We start from the raw sequence: 13636 nt of genomic DNA on the forward strand, positions 1-13636 counted from the left end.
GTTGGTGATCCGAAACGTCCGGCTGCACGTGGGGTCGGGCGGCGGACTCATCGAGGATGCCTTATTTATCGCCGACGGCGAACGGGTCCTGTACGCGGGTCCCGCCGCGCACGTGGCCGCGCCCGCCGGCTCTACTGTGATCGATGCGGCCGGCCGGTTTCTTATCCCAGGGCTCATCGATTGCCACGTTCACCTGTGCTTCGACGGGTCGCCGGATTTCGAGGGGTTCGCGCGGGGGCTGACTCCCGCTGTGGCGGCGGACCTGTGCCGGTCGAATGCCTTGCGCGCGCTCGAGGCCGGAATCACCACGGTGCGGGATCTCGGCGGGGTCGGCACGTCCGTTCTGGACGCAGCCGAGGCCCAACGGCGGGGTGCGATCGATGGCGCGCGCATCGTCACCGCCGGCGAGGTTCTGACGGTCCCTGGGGGGCACGCCTACTACATCGGTCATGAAGTTTCATCGACCGACGAGATCCTTGGGGCGATTCGGTCGCTGCACAATGCCGGCGCGCGCATCGTCAAACTCATGGCGACCGGGGGAGTGCTGACCGAGGGGATCGGGGCGCAGCAGTCCGCGTTTTCGCCCGAGCAGTTGGCGGCGGCGGTGACCGAGGCGCGCGCTCGGGGGATGCGGGTTGCTGCGCACGCGATCGGGGCCGAGGGGATCGAGGCCGCGGCGCGCGCCGGCGTCGACTCGATCGAGCACGGCTGCTTCTTGTCGGACGAGGCGATCGCGAACATGATCGCGACTCCAACCTGGCTTGTGCCGACGCTGTCGGCGCCGGATCGCATCAGCCACGGCGGGTCGGGCGTTCCCGAGTACGCGCGCGCGAAGTCGGCCGAGGTGCTCGTCGTGCACCGAGGTTCGTTTGCTCGCGCGGTGGCCGCCGGAGTGCGCATCGCGGCCGGGACTGATGCCGGCACGCCGTACAACTTCCACGGGGGACTCGCCGCGGAGTTGCGATTGATGCACGACGCCGGATTGCCGCTCGAGCGCGCGTTGCAGTCCGCGACGCGCGAGGCGGCACAACTGCTGGGACTGGGAGAGATCGGTACGCTGGAGGCGGGCAACATCGCCGATTGCGTGCTGCTGGAGGATGATCCGGTCGAGAACGTGGCCGCCTACAGTAAGGTTGCGGCAGTCGTGCAGTCCGGGCGGCTCGTGCTGGATCGGAGGTAATGGTGGGCAAGGTTCGGGGGGACCAAGTCGATATCGCCTACGAGTTCATCGGTTCGGGTGATCCGACTTTTCTGGTGATCCCGCATTGGTTCTTGTCGTCGCGCTCGATGCGGCCGAGCGCGCTCGTCCGGCGCCTGGCCGAGCGTCATCGCGTGTTGCTCTACGACCGTCGCGGGACCGGCAAGTCGGACAAGCCCGGGCCGCCCTACTCGCACGATCGTGACTGCCACGACCTCGTAGCGATGGGAAACTCCCTTGATTTGAAGGGCATTGTCGTGCTTGGTCACGGCGTTCGCGGTAGCCAGCTCGCCTTGCACTACGCGGGGCATCATCCTGAACGTGTCCGCGCCGTCATCTGCATCGGCGGGACGCCGCGGCTGCGCTCCGGACCCGAGTGGCCGTACGGTCTGTCCGACGCGGCGTGGGACGCCGCGTTCGGCGAGTTGGAGCGCGCCGAGCGCGAACCCGCCGGGGCGTCGATCGCGATGCGTGAGGATTGGGAGGCGTGCGGCCGTGAAGCTGCTACGGACATGTTGCAGCGCACGCGCGATGAGGATTTGCGCTCGTTTCTGCCGCGGGTCACGCCGCCGGTTCTCGTGCTGCACCTTCGCGGTGACCACGTCGTTCCCTTTGAAGCCGCCCGTTGGCTCGCCGAAAGCCTTCCGAATGGGACGCTCGAGGTGTTCGACGCTCCGCGCGAGGTGCCATTGCGCGCGTACGAGGAACTCGCCGACCACATCGAGGAGTTCCTGCGTTCGACCGTCGCGTGACGGCGCGTCCGTCCGTTGCGGACGGAAGTCGTCCAACCCTTGTGTGTGGTTGCGAGTACTCGCGCCCTGCGCAAACGATTTGCGCTGAGCGCGAGTACTCGAGGTGATACCTCTGGGGTCCACCGGGGCGCGGACCACGGCGCGTATGCTCGGTTCGTGAGCGACGCTGAGGTGGACCCGGTGACGGGCGCGGCGGATACGTGGGGAGCCGACCGCGTCTATCCCGACGACTCCTTCATGTTCCAGTGCCATCTGTTCGGCTACCAGGATCTCACAGAGCGCCTGCCGGAGGGCGCGCGCGTGCTGGACCTCGCGTGCGGCGACGGGTACGGATCGGCGGTGCTCGCGGCGCGCGCCGGATCCTGCGTCGGCATGGACCTGGACCCGCATCTGTTGGCGGCTTCCGCGCGGCGCTATCGCGCGGCGAGGTTTGTGGCGGCCGACGCTTTTCTCCTGCCGTTTGCCGACGGGTGCTTTGACGCCGTCGCGGCGCTGCAGGTAGTCGAGCACGTCGCCGACACGCGCGGGTTTCTGGAAGAAATCGCACGCGTGCTGAGTCCCGAGGGTGTCGCCTACCTCACTACGCCGAACATCGCGCAGCTTCCACGAACCGCGTCCAAGGAGTTCAACCCGCATCACCTTCGCGACTTCACTCCGACAGAACTCCGCGTGGAGTTAGAGCAGCATTTCGGCGAGGTCGTGTTGCTCGGCCAGATGCTCGACGAGTCGCTGGCGCGCACACAGCGGTTGCTGGCGGGCGCGCGCGAGGAGTGGAAGGTTGTCGGACGGGTCGAACGCGTCGAGCGCATCGTGCGCAGGCTCCCGGGTCCGCTGCGCGTGCGCCTGCGTCGCGCGCTGCTGCGTGCGGCCGGCGTGCCTGCGTGGCCGATGCCCGAAGCCGAGGCTGCGCGCGCCGAGATTCGCGCGGCCGATTTCCATGCCGCCGAGCCTGCCGAGGCAAGCGGCTGCACGATCGCCCTTGCGCGATTCCCTCTGCGCGCCGGCTGAGTTCGGGCGGCCCCCCTCAGTTTTTCCTTGGGGGATCGCGGGGCTACCATTCGGCATCTAAGACTGCATCTGAGGGAGGCACCGTGAGCGCGATCGTCATCCCGTCCGAGCTGCTGGAGTTGCGGCAGTCGATTCGCGACTTCGTAGAGCGAGAGATTCGCCCTGTCGAAGCCAAGTACTTGCATGAGCTGAACGAAACCGGCTTCATCGAGAACGGTGAAGAAGAGCGCCGCAAGATTCGCCGCAAGTCGGCCGAGATCGGGTTCTATCAGTTGCACATGCCCGAGGAGCTGGGCGGCGGCGGGCTGTCGTATCTCGGTCAGGTGCTCGTGGACGAAGAGGTCAATCGTTCGGGAGTGTTCCTTGCGACGCGTGGAAGCGTGCTCGCCTCGGTCGAAGGGCCGACGCCGATGTTCAAGGTCGCCAGCGACGACGTCAAGAAGCGATACCTCGAGCCGCTCATGGCCGCCGAGCGTGAGATGTGCTTCGCGCTGACGGAGCCGGAGGCAGGCTCGGACGCGACTCAGATCCGAACGCGGGCAGAGCTTCATGACGGCTCCTGGGTCGTTAACGGGCGCAAGCACTTCATCACGCACGGCGCCGAGGCGGACTTTGCGGTCGTGTTCGCGGTGACCGACTCGGAGAAGCGCGCGCGCGGCGGCATCACGGCCTTCATCATCGATCGGGAGACCCCGGGTTACGAAGTGACGCGGATCCAGCGCACGGCTTCCACGGTCGACCGGCCTGCCGAGCTGACTTTCACCGACTGCGTGGTGCCGCCCGAGAACGTGCTCGGAGAGGTCGGGCAGGGCTTCTACGCGGCGATGCAGTGGATCAACGGTGGGCGGCTGCACATTGCGTCCGGTGCGCTCGGGATCGCGCAGCACCTGTTCGACAAGATGCTCGACTACGCCAAGACCCGGGTGACCTTCGGGCAGCCGATCGGCAAGAACCAGTACATCCAGGGATACGTGGTCGACTCCTGGTGCGAACTGGAGTCGGCGAGGGCTTTCGTTTACGAGATGGCCGGACGCATCGACGATGGTGCCGACGGTCGTCAGGAGGGGGCGGCCGCGAAGCTGGTGGCGACCGAGATGGTCGGCCGTGTCGCCGACCGCGCCATCCAGGTCTTCGGCGGCAACGGCTTCATGACCGAGGTCGGGATCGAGCGCTACTGGCGCGAGGTCCGCGCCCAGCGCCTCTACGAGGGCACCAGCGAGATCCTTCGCACCAACGTAGCCAAGACGCTGGGTTTGTAACCCCGGGCAGGTACGGCGGGTCGGAGCGATTCGGCGTTCGCGATTCGGGTCGAAGATCGATGATCGGCTTTCGACCCGGCGCACGCATGTGCCCCAGGTCCTTTGAGGCAGACTTGCTCCGCGCGCGCATGACAAGGTTGACTGGCGCGTATGACAACCTTACTTGCGGCATTCATCACCCCGGGGCAGTCGCTGGCCGTCGCCGTTGAGCGCGCCAGCCTGGCCGAGCAACTGGGGTACGAAGCGGTCTTCACTACGCACATTGCGCAGCGAGACGGATTGATGTCGCTTGCCGCGTACGGCGCGGCGACGGAGCGAATCGCGCTCGGTACGGCGGTCATCCCGGCGTTTCCTCGGCATCCGGTCGCGTTGGCGTACGAGGCGGCGACGCTGGATGAGATCATCGGCGGCCGGTTGATCGTGGGAATCGGAACGTCGCATCGCATTGTGATGGAGAACTGGTACGGCGCGGACATGAGTCGCCCGCTCACGCAACTCAAGGAATACGTGACGGTGTTGCGATCCGTGCTGACGACGGGGCGCGCGGAGTTCTCGGGCGATTACTACAAGGTGAACTTCGGCTTCATGGGATACGCGGCGCGCGCCGGGTTGCCGATCTACCTTTCGGGACTGTCGCCCAAGACGTTGCGCTTCGCCGGCGAGGCGGCCGACGGAATCATCTTGTGGGCCTGCATGCCGAAGTACATTCGCGAAGTCGTGGTGAAGGAAGTTCGTGCAGGGGAACTCGCTGTGGGCCGCGCGCCCGGATCGTGCAAGATCGTTGCTGCGGTGCCGTGCGCGGTATCCGAGAACATCCAAGGCGCGCGCGACGCGTTCCGCAAGGACTTCCTCACGTACATGACGCTCCCGTTCTATCGAAAGGTGATCGCGAAGGCCGGGTTCGCCCACGACATCGGGGACTTCGACGCGGCGCTCTCCACGGGTGACGTCGCCGGAGCGTGCGCGGCAATCAGCGACGATCTCCTCGAGCACTTCGCCGGCATCGGTTCTCCCGAGGTCGTGCGCGCCAAGATCGCCGAGTACCGCGCAGCCGGAGTGGATCTTCCCGCAGTTGGAGCGTTCGCTGTTCCCGAGGGCGTCACGGCTTCGTTCGAGGAAACGCTTGAAGCGGCGATCGCGGAATGAAGGCCGTCCGGTTCGTCGGCGTCGGCAAGCCCCTCGAGGTTCAGGACGTTCCCATCCCCGAACCCGGCCCGGGTGATGTTCTGGTGAAGGTCGCAGCGTGCGGAATCTGCGCGAGCGACCTGCACATGTTCGACGGGTCGTTGCCGACACGCACGCCGCCGCCGGTGACGCCCGGGCACGAAGCCGCGGGCGTGGTGGCGCGCGCGGGAGACGGTGTGACCGCGTGGAAGCCTGGGGATCGCGTCGCCATTTACGCGGGGAAGTCCTGCGGCGTGTGTCTCTCGTGCCTGGACGGCGATTCGGTTGAGCGGTGCGCACTGCCGCTCGTGATGGGCATCGACTACGACGGCGCGTGGGCGGAGTACGTGAAGGTTCCGGCGTCGGGTCTCGTGCGTGTTCCCGACAGCGTTCCGTTGGAGATTGCGGCGGTTCTTTGCGACGCGGTAGCGACGCCGTTCAACGCGATTCTCGAAACGGGTGCGCTGCGCGCGGGTGAGAGCGTCGCGATTTTCGGTGTCGGTGGACTCGGCACCCACGGATTGATGCTCGCGAAACTGGCCGGCGCGCGCTTCATCGCAGCGGTTGATCCGAGTCCGGGCGCGCGCGATCGCGCAAAGCGGCTCGGCGCTGATGTGGTTGTGGATCCGAACGCGACAAAGCCGAGCGCGGCAATCCGCGCCGCGACCGGCGGTCGAGGCGTGGATCTTGCCGTCGAGTTCGTTGGAGCGAACGCGGTGTTGCGCGAAGCGGTTGCTTCGCTCGCGATCGACGGCCGGTGCGTGCTCGTCGGCGTAGGCGGTGAACCGGTGGAACTTGGGCCATCCGTCACATTCGCTGCCTTCCGGACGAAGCTTCTCGGTGTGATGGGGTACTCACGGCTTCACTTGGAGACGTTGCTGTCGCTCGTCGCTTCGGGGCGCCTGGACTTGTCCGAGTCCGTTTCGGAACGACTCGCCCTGGAAGATGCCGCGGAAGGTGTGCGCATTCTGTCCGAAAAGCGCAACGATCCCGTGCGGGTCTTACTCATTTCCTCCGATTCGTCCTCGGCCTAGCCGGCAGGAGGGATCTGCGCGCGCAGGGAACTGATACCTCGTGGGGAATCACTGCGCACGATCCGTGGGTTCGATGCCGAGGAGCGACGACTGCCGATGAAGAACAGGCGTCTTGCTGTAGCGGCGCTCACCATTGCGCTGCTTGCGGGATCGGGAATCGCGTTTGCGGATCCCGATCCGGTGAACCTCGTTCTCCAACTCATCACGCCGACCGACGTCCAGGCGACAGGCATCGGTCCGACCACGATCTTTGTTGCTTGGACGGACAACTCTCCCGTTGAGACGGCCAACCGGATCGAGATCGCGAACGACGAAGCCGGACCGTACACGCAGGTCGCCGCTGCCCCGGCATGCGGGGGCGTGGACCTGAATCAGATTCAGAACACCAAACTTGGCTCGACTGTGTGCAAGTACGTCGTCGCCAACCTTGCTCCGCGCGCCGATCCGGCGCCGCGGTATCTGCGCGTGACGCCGCTTATCGTGTCCGACCCTCGGGAACCGCGAAGCGCCGTGCTCTTCGAGGGCCGGGCGTCCGAGCCCGACCCGGCTATTCTCGGCCCGGAACCGCCGACCGACTTCACGTGCAACGGTGGCGGCGAACTCGCGTGCATCAATGTCAACAGCGTCACTCTGACGTGGACGAACAACGGCGACCAGCAGGAATTCTGGATCATGCGGGGCCGAGGCGCGGTGAACCCGTACTACGGCTCTACTCCGATCGCCAGGCTTTCCGGTACGACCACGGCGTTCCACGAGTACCTGCAGGAGTACAACAAGGTCTTCTCGTACCGCGTCGTTGCTGTGCGGATCCAGAACTTGCCGCGCGCCGACGGGACGGTTGTGACTGAGATGTCGTACTCGAACGGCATTCCCGATCATGTCGTCGTCGAGACCGCGCCCCTGCCGCCGCCGACCGACCCAACGGGTCTGACGGCGCAGTTCGTTCCGCCGTCGATGGCGTTGTTGACGTGGACCGATCGCTCTCCGGCCGGGCCCTACATCGACGAGGACGGCTGGCGCATTGAGATCGGTCCGGCTTCAAATGACTTCCGGTCGGAGCTGACGCGACCGGCGTCTGCGGGGCAGGGCACCGTCACCTACACGAACATCTCGATTCCGCCGGACACCAAGCGGTGCTATCGCGTTCGCGGCTACCGCAACGGCCTCGCGTTCTCCGGGTTCACGAATGTCGCCTGCCTGGGCTCGATCCCCACCGCACCGACGAAGCTTGTCGCGGTCGCGGTATCCAACGCGCAGGTAGATCTGTCTTGGCGCGACAACTCCGACGCCGAGGAGTCCTTTGACATCGATCGCTGCGCAGGCGTTTGTTCTGCTTCGTCGGCAGGATGGACGCAGATCGCCGATACGCCGCCCGACGCCGAGAGCTTCAGCGATACCGGAACGGTCGGCCTCGCGACGTACTCGTACCGCGTGTACGCACACAACTCCTCTGGTCGTAGTGCTCCGTCGAATATCTCCGTCGTTACGACACCCGCTGCGCGGGTCGCCAAGCCCGATGACTTGAGCGCCGTCGCGACCGGATCGCACGAGATCACCTTGGACTGGGTGGACCGGGCGACGAACGAGACCGGGTACTTGATTGAGTTCCGCCGGCCCGGCGGCGAGTGGGCCGAGTTGGCAAAGAACCTCGGCCCGAACTCGCATCACTACGTTGATGTCGAGTCGCTTGGTGCGAGCCAGCGCCGCTGCTATCGCGTGCGCGCGACCAAGGGGACCGACGAGTCGAGTGACCCATCGGACGAGGCTTGCGCGACGACTTTGCCGCCGCAGCCGCCCAACGGCGACCCGACGGGTCTGGCCGCAACCGTGCAGTCCAACACGAGCATCGTGCTTGGGTGGACCGACAACGCGTCCAACGAGTCCGCGTTCCGCGTCGAGTACATCGCGTTCCGGAACATGGCCTGCCCGCAGGATCCCACCGGGATCCCATTCGCCAAACTGACAACCGCGCCGGGACACAGCGGCCTAGGTGCGGCGAACTTCCTCGTTACCGGACTCGTGCCGCACACCGCATACTTCTTCCGCGTGCGCGCCGAGAACCTTGACGGAGTGTCGGGCGTTTCGAACGCAACCACGTGCGCGCAAACGTTCGGACCGCCGCTGCCGGTGTTCAAGGATCCGGCTGAAAGCGGGAATGTGAGCGCCACACGCTGCGACTTCCAGATCACGGCGGGAACGACCGCGGGGCCGGATCGAGTAAAGCGGCTCCTGGTCTACGTCAACGCCATCGTGTCCGGCACGAACCTGTCGACGACAGACACGATCGAGGTGTCGGCGGCCGACAACCCGTCGCCGATCGTGGGGCCCAACACGTGGAAGATCCAGCATCAGTTCCGGCGCGGGATCAATTACCGGCTGCTGGTCACCTCGTACGGGTATGAAGCACCGAACTGGGCCAGCGCGACCGCCGAGGTGCACGACATCAAGGTCCTCGCCGACTGTCCGGTTGAGCCCGACCCCCTGCCGTAGGTCACGAGTCCAGCGTGGCGCGCGCGCGCGCCTGAGCCGCCGCGTAGATCTCCTTTAGCGGCCGTCCGGACTCGCGCGCAACGCGCGCGCAGTCCGCGTACTCCGGTGCGACGTTGGTGACACCGCCGGGGCCGCGCGCGATCTTCACCCGCACCGTTCCTTCGGCAAGTTCGACCGACACGATCTCGCGCGGTTGCATCCACTTCTCGGCTTGCGTGCGGCGGATTCCAAGGGTCGTAGTTTCCTGGAAGAGCACATTGCGGCATGCGTGTTCCTCGCCGTGTCCGGTGAGGACGCTGAGCGTCGCGGCCGGACGTCCGTGCTTCATCACAATTGGAGTGATCCACGCGTCCTGAGCGCCTGCGGCGAACAGTCGTTCCAGCACGTACTCGTACAGCTCGGGGTTCATGTCGTCGATGTTGGTGGCCAGCAGCACGCACGGGACTGGTCCGAAGGCGTCCTGCTCGGTCGCGGGTTCTCCGATGAGCAGCCGGACGACGTTGGGTATCTCCAACTCGCGAGTGCCGGCGCCGTAGCCGGCGCGCGCGATGCGCATCGGCGGGATCTCGCCGAAGCTCTCGACGGTAGCCGCGAGGATCGCCGCGCCGGTCGGAGTGACCAGCTCGTAGGGAATTCCGCGCGAGTGCACGGGAGCGTTCTTTAGAAGTTCGACGACGGCCGGACCCGGGATCGGGTAGACGCCGTGCTCGGTGCGCATCATTCCCATTCCGGTGGCCACCGGCGATGCGAAGACACGATCGACATCGAGGTAATCCAGGCCGATTGCGGTGCCGAGCACGTCGACGATCGTGTCGGCGGCGCCGAGTTCGTGGAACACGACGTGAGCGACGTCCTTGCCGTGCACCGTCGCTTCGGCTTCGGCCAAGCGTTGGAAGATCCGGAGTGCGGTGGCGCGCGCGCGCGGTGTGACTTCGGCTTGCTCGATCAGCGACCGAACGCTGAAGTAGTTGCGAAGCACGCTGGTGTTTTCGCCGCGCACCTTCACCGCCGTCGCTGCGATGCCAAGTCTTTCGACGCGCGTGATCTCGAGTTCGAATCCTTCCAGGGGCAGCTTCGCCAGCGGTGCTTCTATCGTCTCTGGTGGAACTCCCGCGTCGAGCAGCGCGCCGAGCGTCATGTCGCCGGCGATGCCGGAGAAGCAGTCGAAGTACGCGATCGCCGTCATGGGCGACTCCCCAGGATTCGGTGCGCGAGCACCGCGGCTCCGAAGCCGTTGTCGATGTTGACCACCGCGATGCCGGGCGCGCACGAGTTCAGCATTGCCAGCAGTGCGGCGAGTCCTTCGAACGCAGCGCCGTACCCGACGCTGGTGGGCACCGCGATGACGGGAGACGACACCAGTCCGGCCACGATGCTCGGCAACGCTCCCTCCATCCCCGCGACGACGATGACCACCGATGCTGCGCGCAGTTCTTCCTGTGCGGCGAGCGTGCGGTGCAGACCGGCTACCCCGATGTCGGGGATGCGACGGATCTCGAGCCCGAGGGCTTCAGCGACGGTTGTGGCCTCTTGCGCCACCGGCAGGTCGGCGGTTCCGGCACTGACGATCGCGACCGGTCCCGCCGTGTCTTGGGTCCGCGCGCGCAGCACCACGACGCGACCGACCGGGTCGTAGCGGATGTTCGGGTCGAGGTCCCGAATCGCGTCATAGGCGGCCGGGTCGGCGCGGGTTGCCAGCAGGGGAGCGTCGGGGTGCGAGAGCATCTCGGCGGCGATAGTGCGGATCTGTGCAGGGGTCTTGCCGGGGCAGTAGATCACCTCGGGGAGGCCGGTGCGCAGCGCGCGGTGGGTGTCCAGGCGCGCGCAGTCCACGTCGGACACCGGCAGGCGCGAGAGATGTCCGGCGGCCTCAGACACCGAGACATCGCCGCGGGCAACCGCATCCAGCAAGGTGGCAAGCGTTTCCGGGCCCATCGAGGCGATATCCTAGCCGTCGCCGTGACTCTCAGTGACAGTGCACTCGCGATCATCGCCCTCGCCTCGGCGGGGTGCGCCCTGCTGGCCTTGATCGTCGCGCTCGGCCTCGGGCGCCGCTTGCGCCAGGTGCGGCGCTCCTACAGCCTTCGTCATCGTGCCGAGTCCGCGGCCGATGTGGCCGGCGGGGTCGACTCGCTCGAGCTTGCCGAACTGCGCCAAGCGATCGTGCACTCGATCCAGCGCGTTGGGCTGGTGCGCTTCGACGCCTTCGAGGACATGGGCGGCCGGCTGTCGTTCGCCGTGGCTCTGCTCGACGCGGACGGCGACGGCGTGGTGATGAGTTCCATCAACGGCAGAAACGAGACCCGGATTTACGCGAAACCCGTCGAGCAAGGGGTGAGCCGCATCAACCTATCTACCGAGGAAGAAGATGCTATTCGGCGCGCGCTGCGAGGCATACCTGTGGGGCGCGCATGACCTGCCTTGCGTACCTGGGTCCGCCGGGCACCTTCACCGAAGAGGCCTTGCTCTCGATGGGAGGGTCGGCCGAGGCCGAGCTGGTTGCGATGTCCACGGTTCCCGAGATCGTGCGCGCGGTGGAGGCCGGCGATGTCGACGCAGGACTGATCCCGATCGAGAACTCCATCGAGGGGTCGGTGAGCGTGACCTTGGATTCGCTCGCGTTTGCGACCGAGCGCGCGCAGATTGTCGCCGAGGTCGTTCGGCCGATCCGTCACGCGCTGCTTGGGTTGCCCGGCGCGCGCCTAGAGGACATCACAGACGTCGAGTCGCATCCGCACGCAACCGCGCAGTGCCGCGAGTACCTCGCGCGCGCACTTCCCGGCGCGCGCATCCATGCGGCCAACTCCACCGCCGAGGCCGCGCGCGAAGTGAGTGAGCGCGGCGACGCGACTTGGGCCGCGATCGGAACCGCGCTCGCCGCGGAGTTGTACGGGCTCGCGGTGGTCGAGGCCGACATCGAGGACAGGTCTGAGAACGCGACGCGGTTCGTCCTGATCGGGCGCGCGCGCCCCGAGCCGACAGGCTCGGACAAGACCAGCGTGGTCTGCTTCATCGGGCAGGACCGGCCGGGCTCGCTGCTGGCGATCCTTCACGAGTTCAGCGATCGGCAGATCAACCTGACGAAGTTGGAGAGCCGCCCGACGAAGGAGCGGCTCGGGGAGTACTGCTTCTTCATCGATATGGAAGGCCACGCCGACGAGCCGCCGGTACGCTACGCAATCGATTCGCTGCGCACCAAGATCCTCGAAGTGAAGGTGCTGGGCAGTTACCCGAGGGCAACGCATGCTTGATCTGAAGTTGATCCGTGAAGACGCCGACGCAGTGAAGGCTGCGCTTGTTCGCCGCGGTGCCGCGTCGTCGATAGACGACGTGCTGGCCGTGGACGTTGAGCGCCGGCGCGCGCAGGCGCGCCTGGACGTACTGCGGGCCGAGCAGAACCGTGCCGGGCGCGATGTCGCGCGGCTGAAGGGCGACGACAAGCAGGCGCTGCTCACGCGACTGAAGGAACTCTCCGACGAGATCACCGAATTGCAGAACGCCGAGTCGGACGCGGCCGCGCGCTTGCGCGCGCTGCTGCTGGAGATCCCGAACCTGCCGCACGAGTCGGTCCCGTCGGGCGCGACCGAAGACGACAACGTGGTCATGCGGCAGTGGGGCGATCCGCCGGCGTTCGACTTCCAGGCGCGCGATCACCTGGAACTCGGCGAGATACTCGGCATCATCGACATGGAGCGCGCGGCGCGCGTGTCGGGCACGCGCTTTAGCATTCTCAAAGGCGCAGCCGCGACGTTGTGGCTCGCGGTGTCGCGCTTCGCGATGGAGCAGTTGGTCGCGCAAGGTCACACGCCCGTGCTGCCGCCGGTGCTGGTTCGCCGCGAGGCGATGGAAGGCACAGGTTTCTTCCCCGCAGGCGCCGACCAGATCTATCAGGTGCCTGCGGACGAGTTGTTCCTCGTCGGGACCAGCGAGGTACCGCTCGCGGCGATGCACATGGACGAGATCGTCGACGCGGCCGCGTTGCCGATGCGTTACGTCGGGCATTCCGCGTGTTTTCGGCGCGAGGCCGGTGCGAGCGGCAAGGACACGCGCGGGACGTTCCGCAACCACCAGTTCGAGAAGGTGGAGATGTTCGTGTTCTGCCGGCCCGAGGATTCATGGGCCGAACACGAGCGCTTGATCGCGATCGAGGAGTCGGTGATGCAGGCGCTTGGCTTGCCCTACCGGGCGGTCGCGCTGTGCACCGGGGACATGGGCGCGCCGAGTGCCAAGACCGTGGACCTAGAGGTGTGGTTCCCCGGCCAGGGGCGCTACCGCGAAGTCACGTCTTGCTCGAATACCACCGACTACCAAGCGCGGCGTTTGAACGTGCGCATGAAAACCGACGCCGGCCCTGTGTTCGCGCACACTCTGAACGGCACAGTGGTGACCAGTTCGCGCACCGTCGCGGCGATCCTGGAGAACAACCAGCGCGCCGACGGCTCGGTCGTGGTGCCGGAAGTGCTGCGCGCGTACTGCGGCTTCGACGAGATCCGGCCGCGCTAGTTACAGAAGCGGGGCGGTTCGCAGGGTCAGGTTGATGCCGAGCAGATGCTTGGCGCGCGCCAGTTGCGGCGCCAGACGTGTAATGCCGATGGGACCCTGATCCATGAGCCCTTGTGTGTGGACCCCGAGCGTGACGATGACCCCGACCGCGAGTCCGTCCTCGGAGATGATCCCGCTGCCGGAGTCGCCCTGCATGATCGCGCCGTAGGCGTAGACATGGTCGACCGA

Annotated in this window: 13 protein-coding genes; 10 read left to right on the forward strand and 3 right to left on the reverse strand. The window is 66.5% G+C overall.

Annotated features, from left to right (window positions below; all coding sequences use genetic code 11):
* Nucleotides 1-4 precede the first annotated feature (4 nt).
* From WDA27_07040 to WDA27_07070, 7 genes are all read left to right on the forward strand, one after another.
* Nucleotides 5-1180 (forward strand): amidohydrolase family protein, encoded by a 1176-nt coding sequence (locus tag WDA27_07040; GenBank protein ID MFA5890690.1) that lies wholly within the window; start codon nt 5-7, stop codon nt 1178-1180.
* Nucleotides 1180-1950 carry an alpha/beta hydrolase gene (locus WDA27_07045; protein MFA5890691.1) on the forward strand — a complete coding sequence of 257 codons (771 nt, stop codon included), beginning with the start codon at nt 1180-1182 and terminating at the stop codon, nt 1948-1950. The genes WDA27_07040 and WDA27_07045 overlap by 1 nt, the downstream gene beginning before the upstream one ends.
* A gap of 156 nt (nt 1951-2106) precedes the next feature.
* On the forward strand, nt 2107-2958 hold the full coding sequence (locus tag WDA27_07050; GenBank protein MFA5890692.1) for a class I SAM-dependent methyltransferase: 852 nt from the start codon (nt 2107-2109) through the stop codon (nt 2956-2958).
* A gap of 83 nt (nt 2959-3041) precedes the next feature.
* Nucleotides 3042-4217: an acyl-CoA dehydrogenase family protein gene (locus WDA27_07055; protein MFA5890693.1), complete on the forward strand. Its 1176-nt coding sequence runs from the start codon at nt 3042-3044 to the stop codon at nt 4215-4217.
* A gap of 150 nt (nt 4218-4367) precedes the next feature.
* Nucleotides 4368-5363: an LLM class flavin-dependent oxidoreductase gene (locus WDA27_07060; GenBank protein MFA5890694.1), complete on the forward strand. Its 996-nt coding sequence runs from the start codon at nt 4368-4370 to the stop codon at nt 5361-5363.
* The gene (locus WDA27_07065; protein ID MFA5890695.1) at nt 5360-6415 is read left to right on the forward strand and encodes a zinc-binding dehydrogenase; all 1056 of its coding nucleotides are present in this window, start codon (nt 5360-5362) and stop codon (nt 6413-6415) included. Before WDA27_07060 ends, WDA27_07065 begins: the two co-directional genes overlap by 4 nt.
* Before the next feature lie 96 nt (nt 6416-6511).
* The gene (locus WDA27_07070) at nt 6512-8905 is read left to right on the forward strand and encodes a fibronectin type III domain-containing protein (GenBank protein MFA5890696.1); all 2394 of its coding nucleotides are present in this window, start codon (nt 6512-6514) and stop codon (nt 8903-8905) included.
* A gap of 1 nt (nt 8906) precedes the next feature.
* On the opposite strand, the gene larC is transcribed toward WDA27_07070, so the two are convergent.
* Entirely contained in the window at nt 8907-10091 is a 1185-nt protein-coding gene (gene larC / locus WDA27_07075; protein MFA5890697.1) for a nickel pincer cofactor biosynthesis protein LarC, read from the reverse strand.
* Complete coding sequence (gene larB / locus WDA27_07080) at nt 10088-10840, reverse strand: nickel pincer cofactor biosynthesis protein LarB (protein ID MFA5890698.1); 753 nt, start codon at nt 10838-10840, stop codon at nt 10088-10090. The genes larC and larB overlap by 4 nt, the downstream gene beginning before the upstream one ends.
* 24 nt (nt 10841-10864) lie before the next feature.
* On the opposite strand from larB, the gene WDA27_07085 reads away from it, so the two are divergent.
* The 3 genes from WDA27_07085 to serS are packed head-to-tail and all read left to right on the forward strand — an operon-like array spanning nt 10865 to nt 13408.
* Entirely contained in the window at nt 10865-11320 is a 456-nt protein-coding gene (locus WDA27_07085; protein ID MFA5890699.1) for a DUF4446 family protein, read from the forward strand.
* A complete protein-coding gene (gene pheA / locus WDA27_07090) occupies nt 11317-12156 on the forward strand; it encodes a prephenate dehydratase (GenBank protein MFA5890700.1) in 840 nt (279 codons plus the stop codon). Before WDA27_07085 ends, pheA begins: the two co-directional genes overlap by 4 nt.
* Nucleotides 12149-13408, forward strand: coding sequence for a serine--tRNA ligase (serS, locus tag WDA27_07095; GenBank protein ID MFA5890701.1), 1260 nt, complete (start codon nt 12149-12151; stop codon nt 13406-13408). The genes pheA and serS overlap by 8 nt, the downstream gene beginning before the upstream one ends.
* On the opposite strand, the gene WDA27_07100 is transcribed toward serS, so the two are convergent.
* On the reverse strand, nt 13409-13636 hold a 228-nt coding region (locus WDA27_07100), incomplete at its 5' end, for a hypothetical protein (GenBank protein MFA5890702.1).

Source organism: Actinomycetota bacterium (assembly GCA_041658565.1).
Taxonomy (GTDB): Bacteria; Actinomycetota; AC-67; order AC-67; family AC-67; genus JBAZZY01.

Excerpts from the sequence above, each read along its gene's own strand:
- WDA27_07045 (MFA5890691.1), top strand. The coding sequence starts at position 1,180 with ATGGTGGGCAAGGTTCGGGGGGACCAAGTCGATATCGCCTACGAGTTC.
- WDA27_07060 (MFA5890694.1), top strand. The coding sequence starts at position 4,368 with ATGACAACCTTACTTGCGGCATTCATCACCCCGGGGCAGTCGCTGGCC.
- WDA27_07065 (MFA5890695.1), top strand. The coding sequence starts at position 5,360 with ATGAAGGCCGTCCGGTTCGTCGGCGTCGGCAAGCCCCTCGAGGTTCAG.
- WDA27_07070 (MFA5890696.1), top strand. The coding sequence starts at position 6,512 with ATGAAGAACAGGCGTCTTGCTGTAGCGGCGCTCACCATTGCGCTGCTT.
- larC (MFA5890697.1), bottom strand. The coding sequence starts at position 10,091 with ATGACGGCGATCGCGTACTTCGACTGCTTCTCCGGCATCGCCGGCGAC.
- larB (MFA5890698.1), bottom strand. The coding sequence starts at position 10,840 with ATGGGCCCGGAAACGCTTGCCACCTTGCTGGATGCGGTTGCCCGCGGC.
- pheA (MFA5890700.1), top strand. The coding sequence starts at position 11,317 with ATGACCTGCCTTGCGTACCTGGGTCCGCCGGGCACCTTCACCGAAGAG.
- serS (MFA5890701.1), top strand. The coding sequence starts at position 12,149 with ATGCTTGATCTGAAGTTGATCCGTGAAGACGCCGACGCAGTGAAGGCT.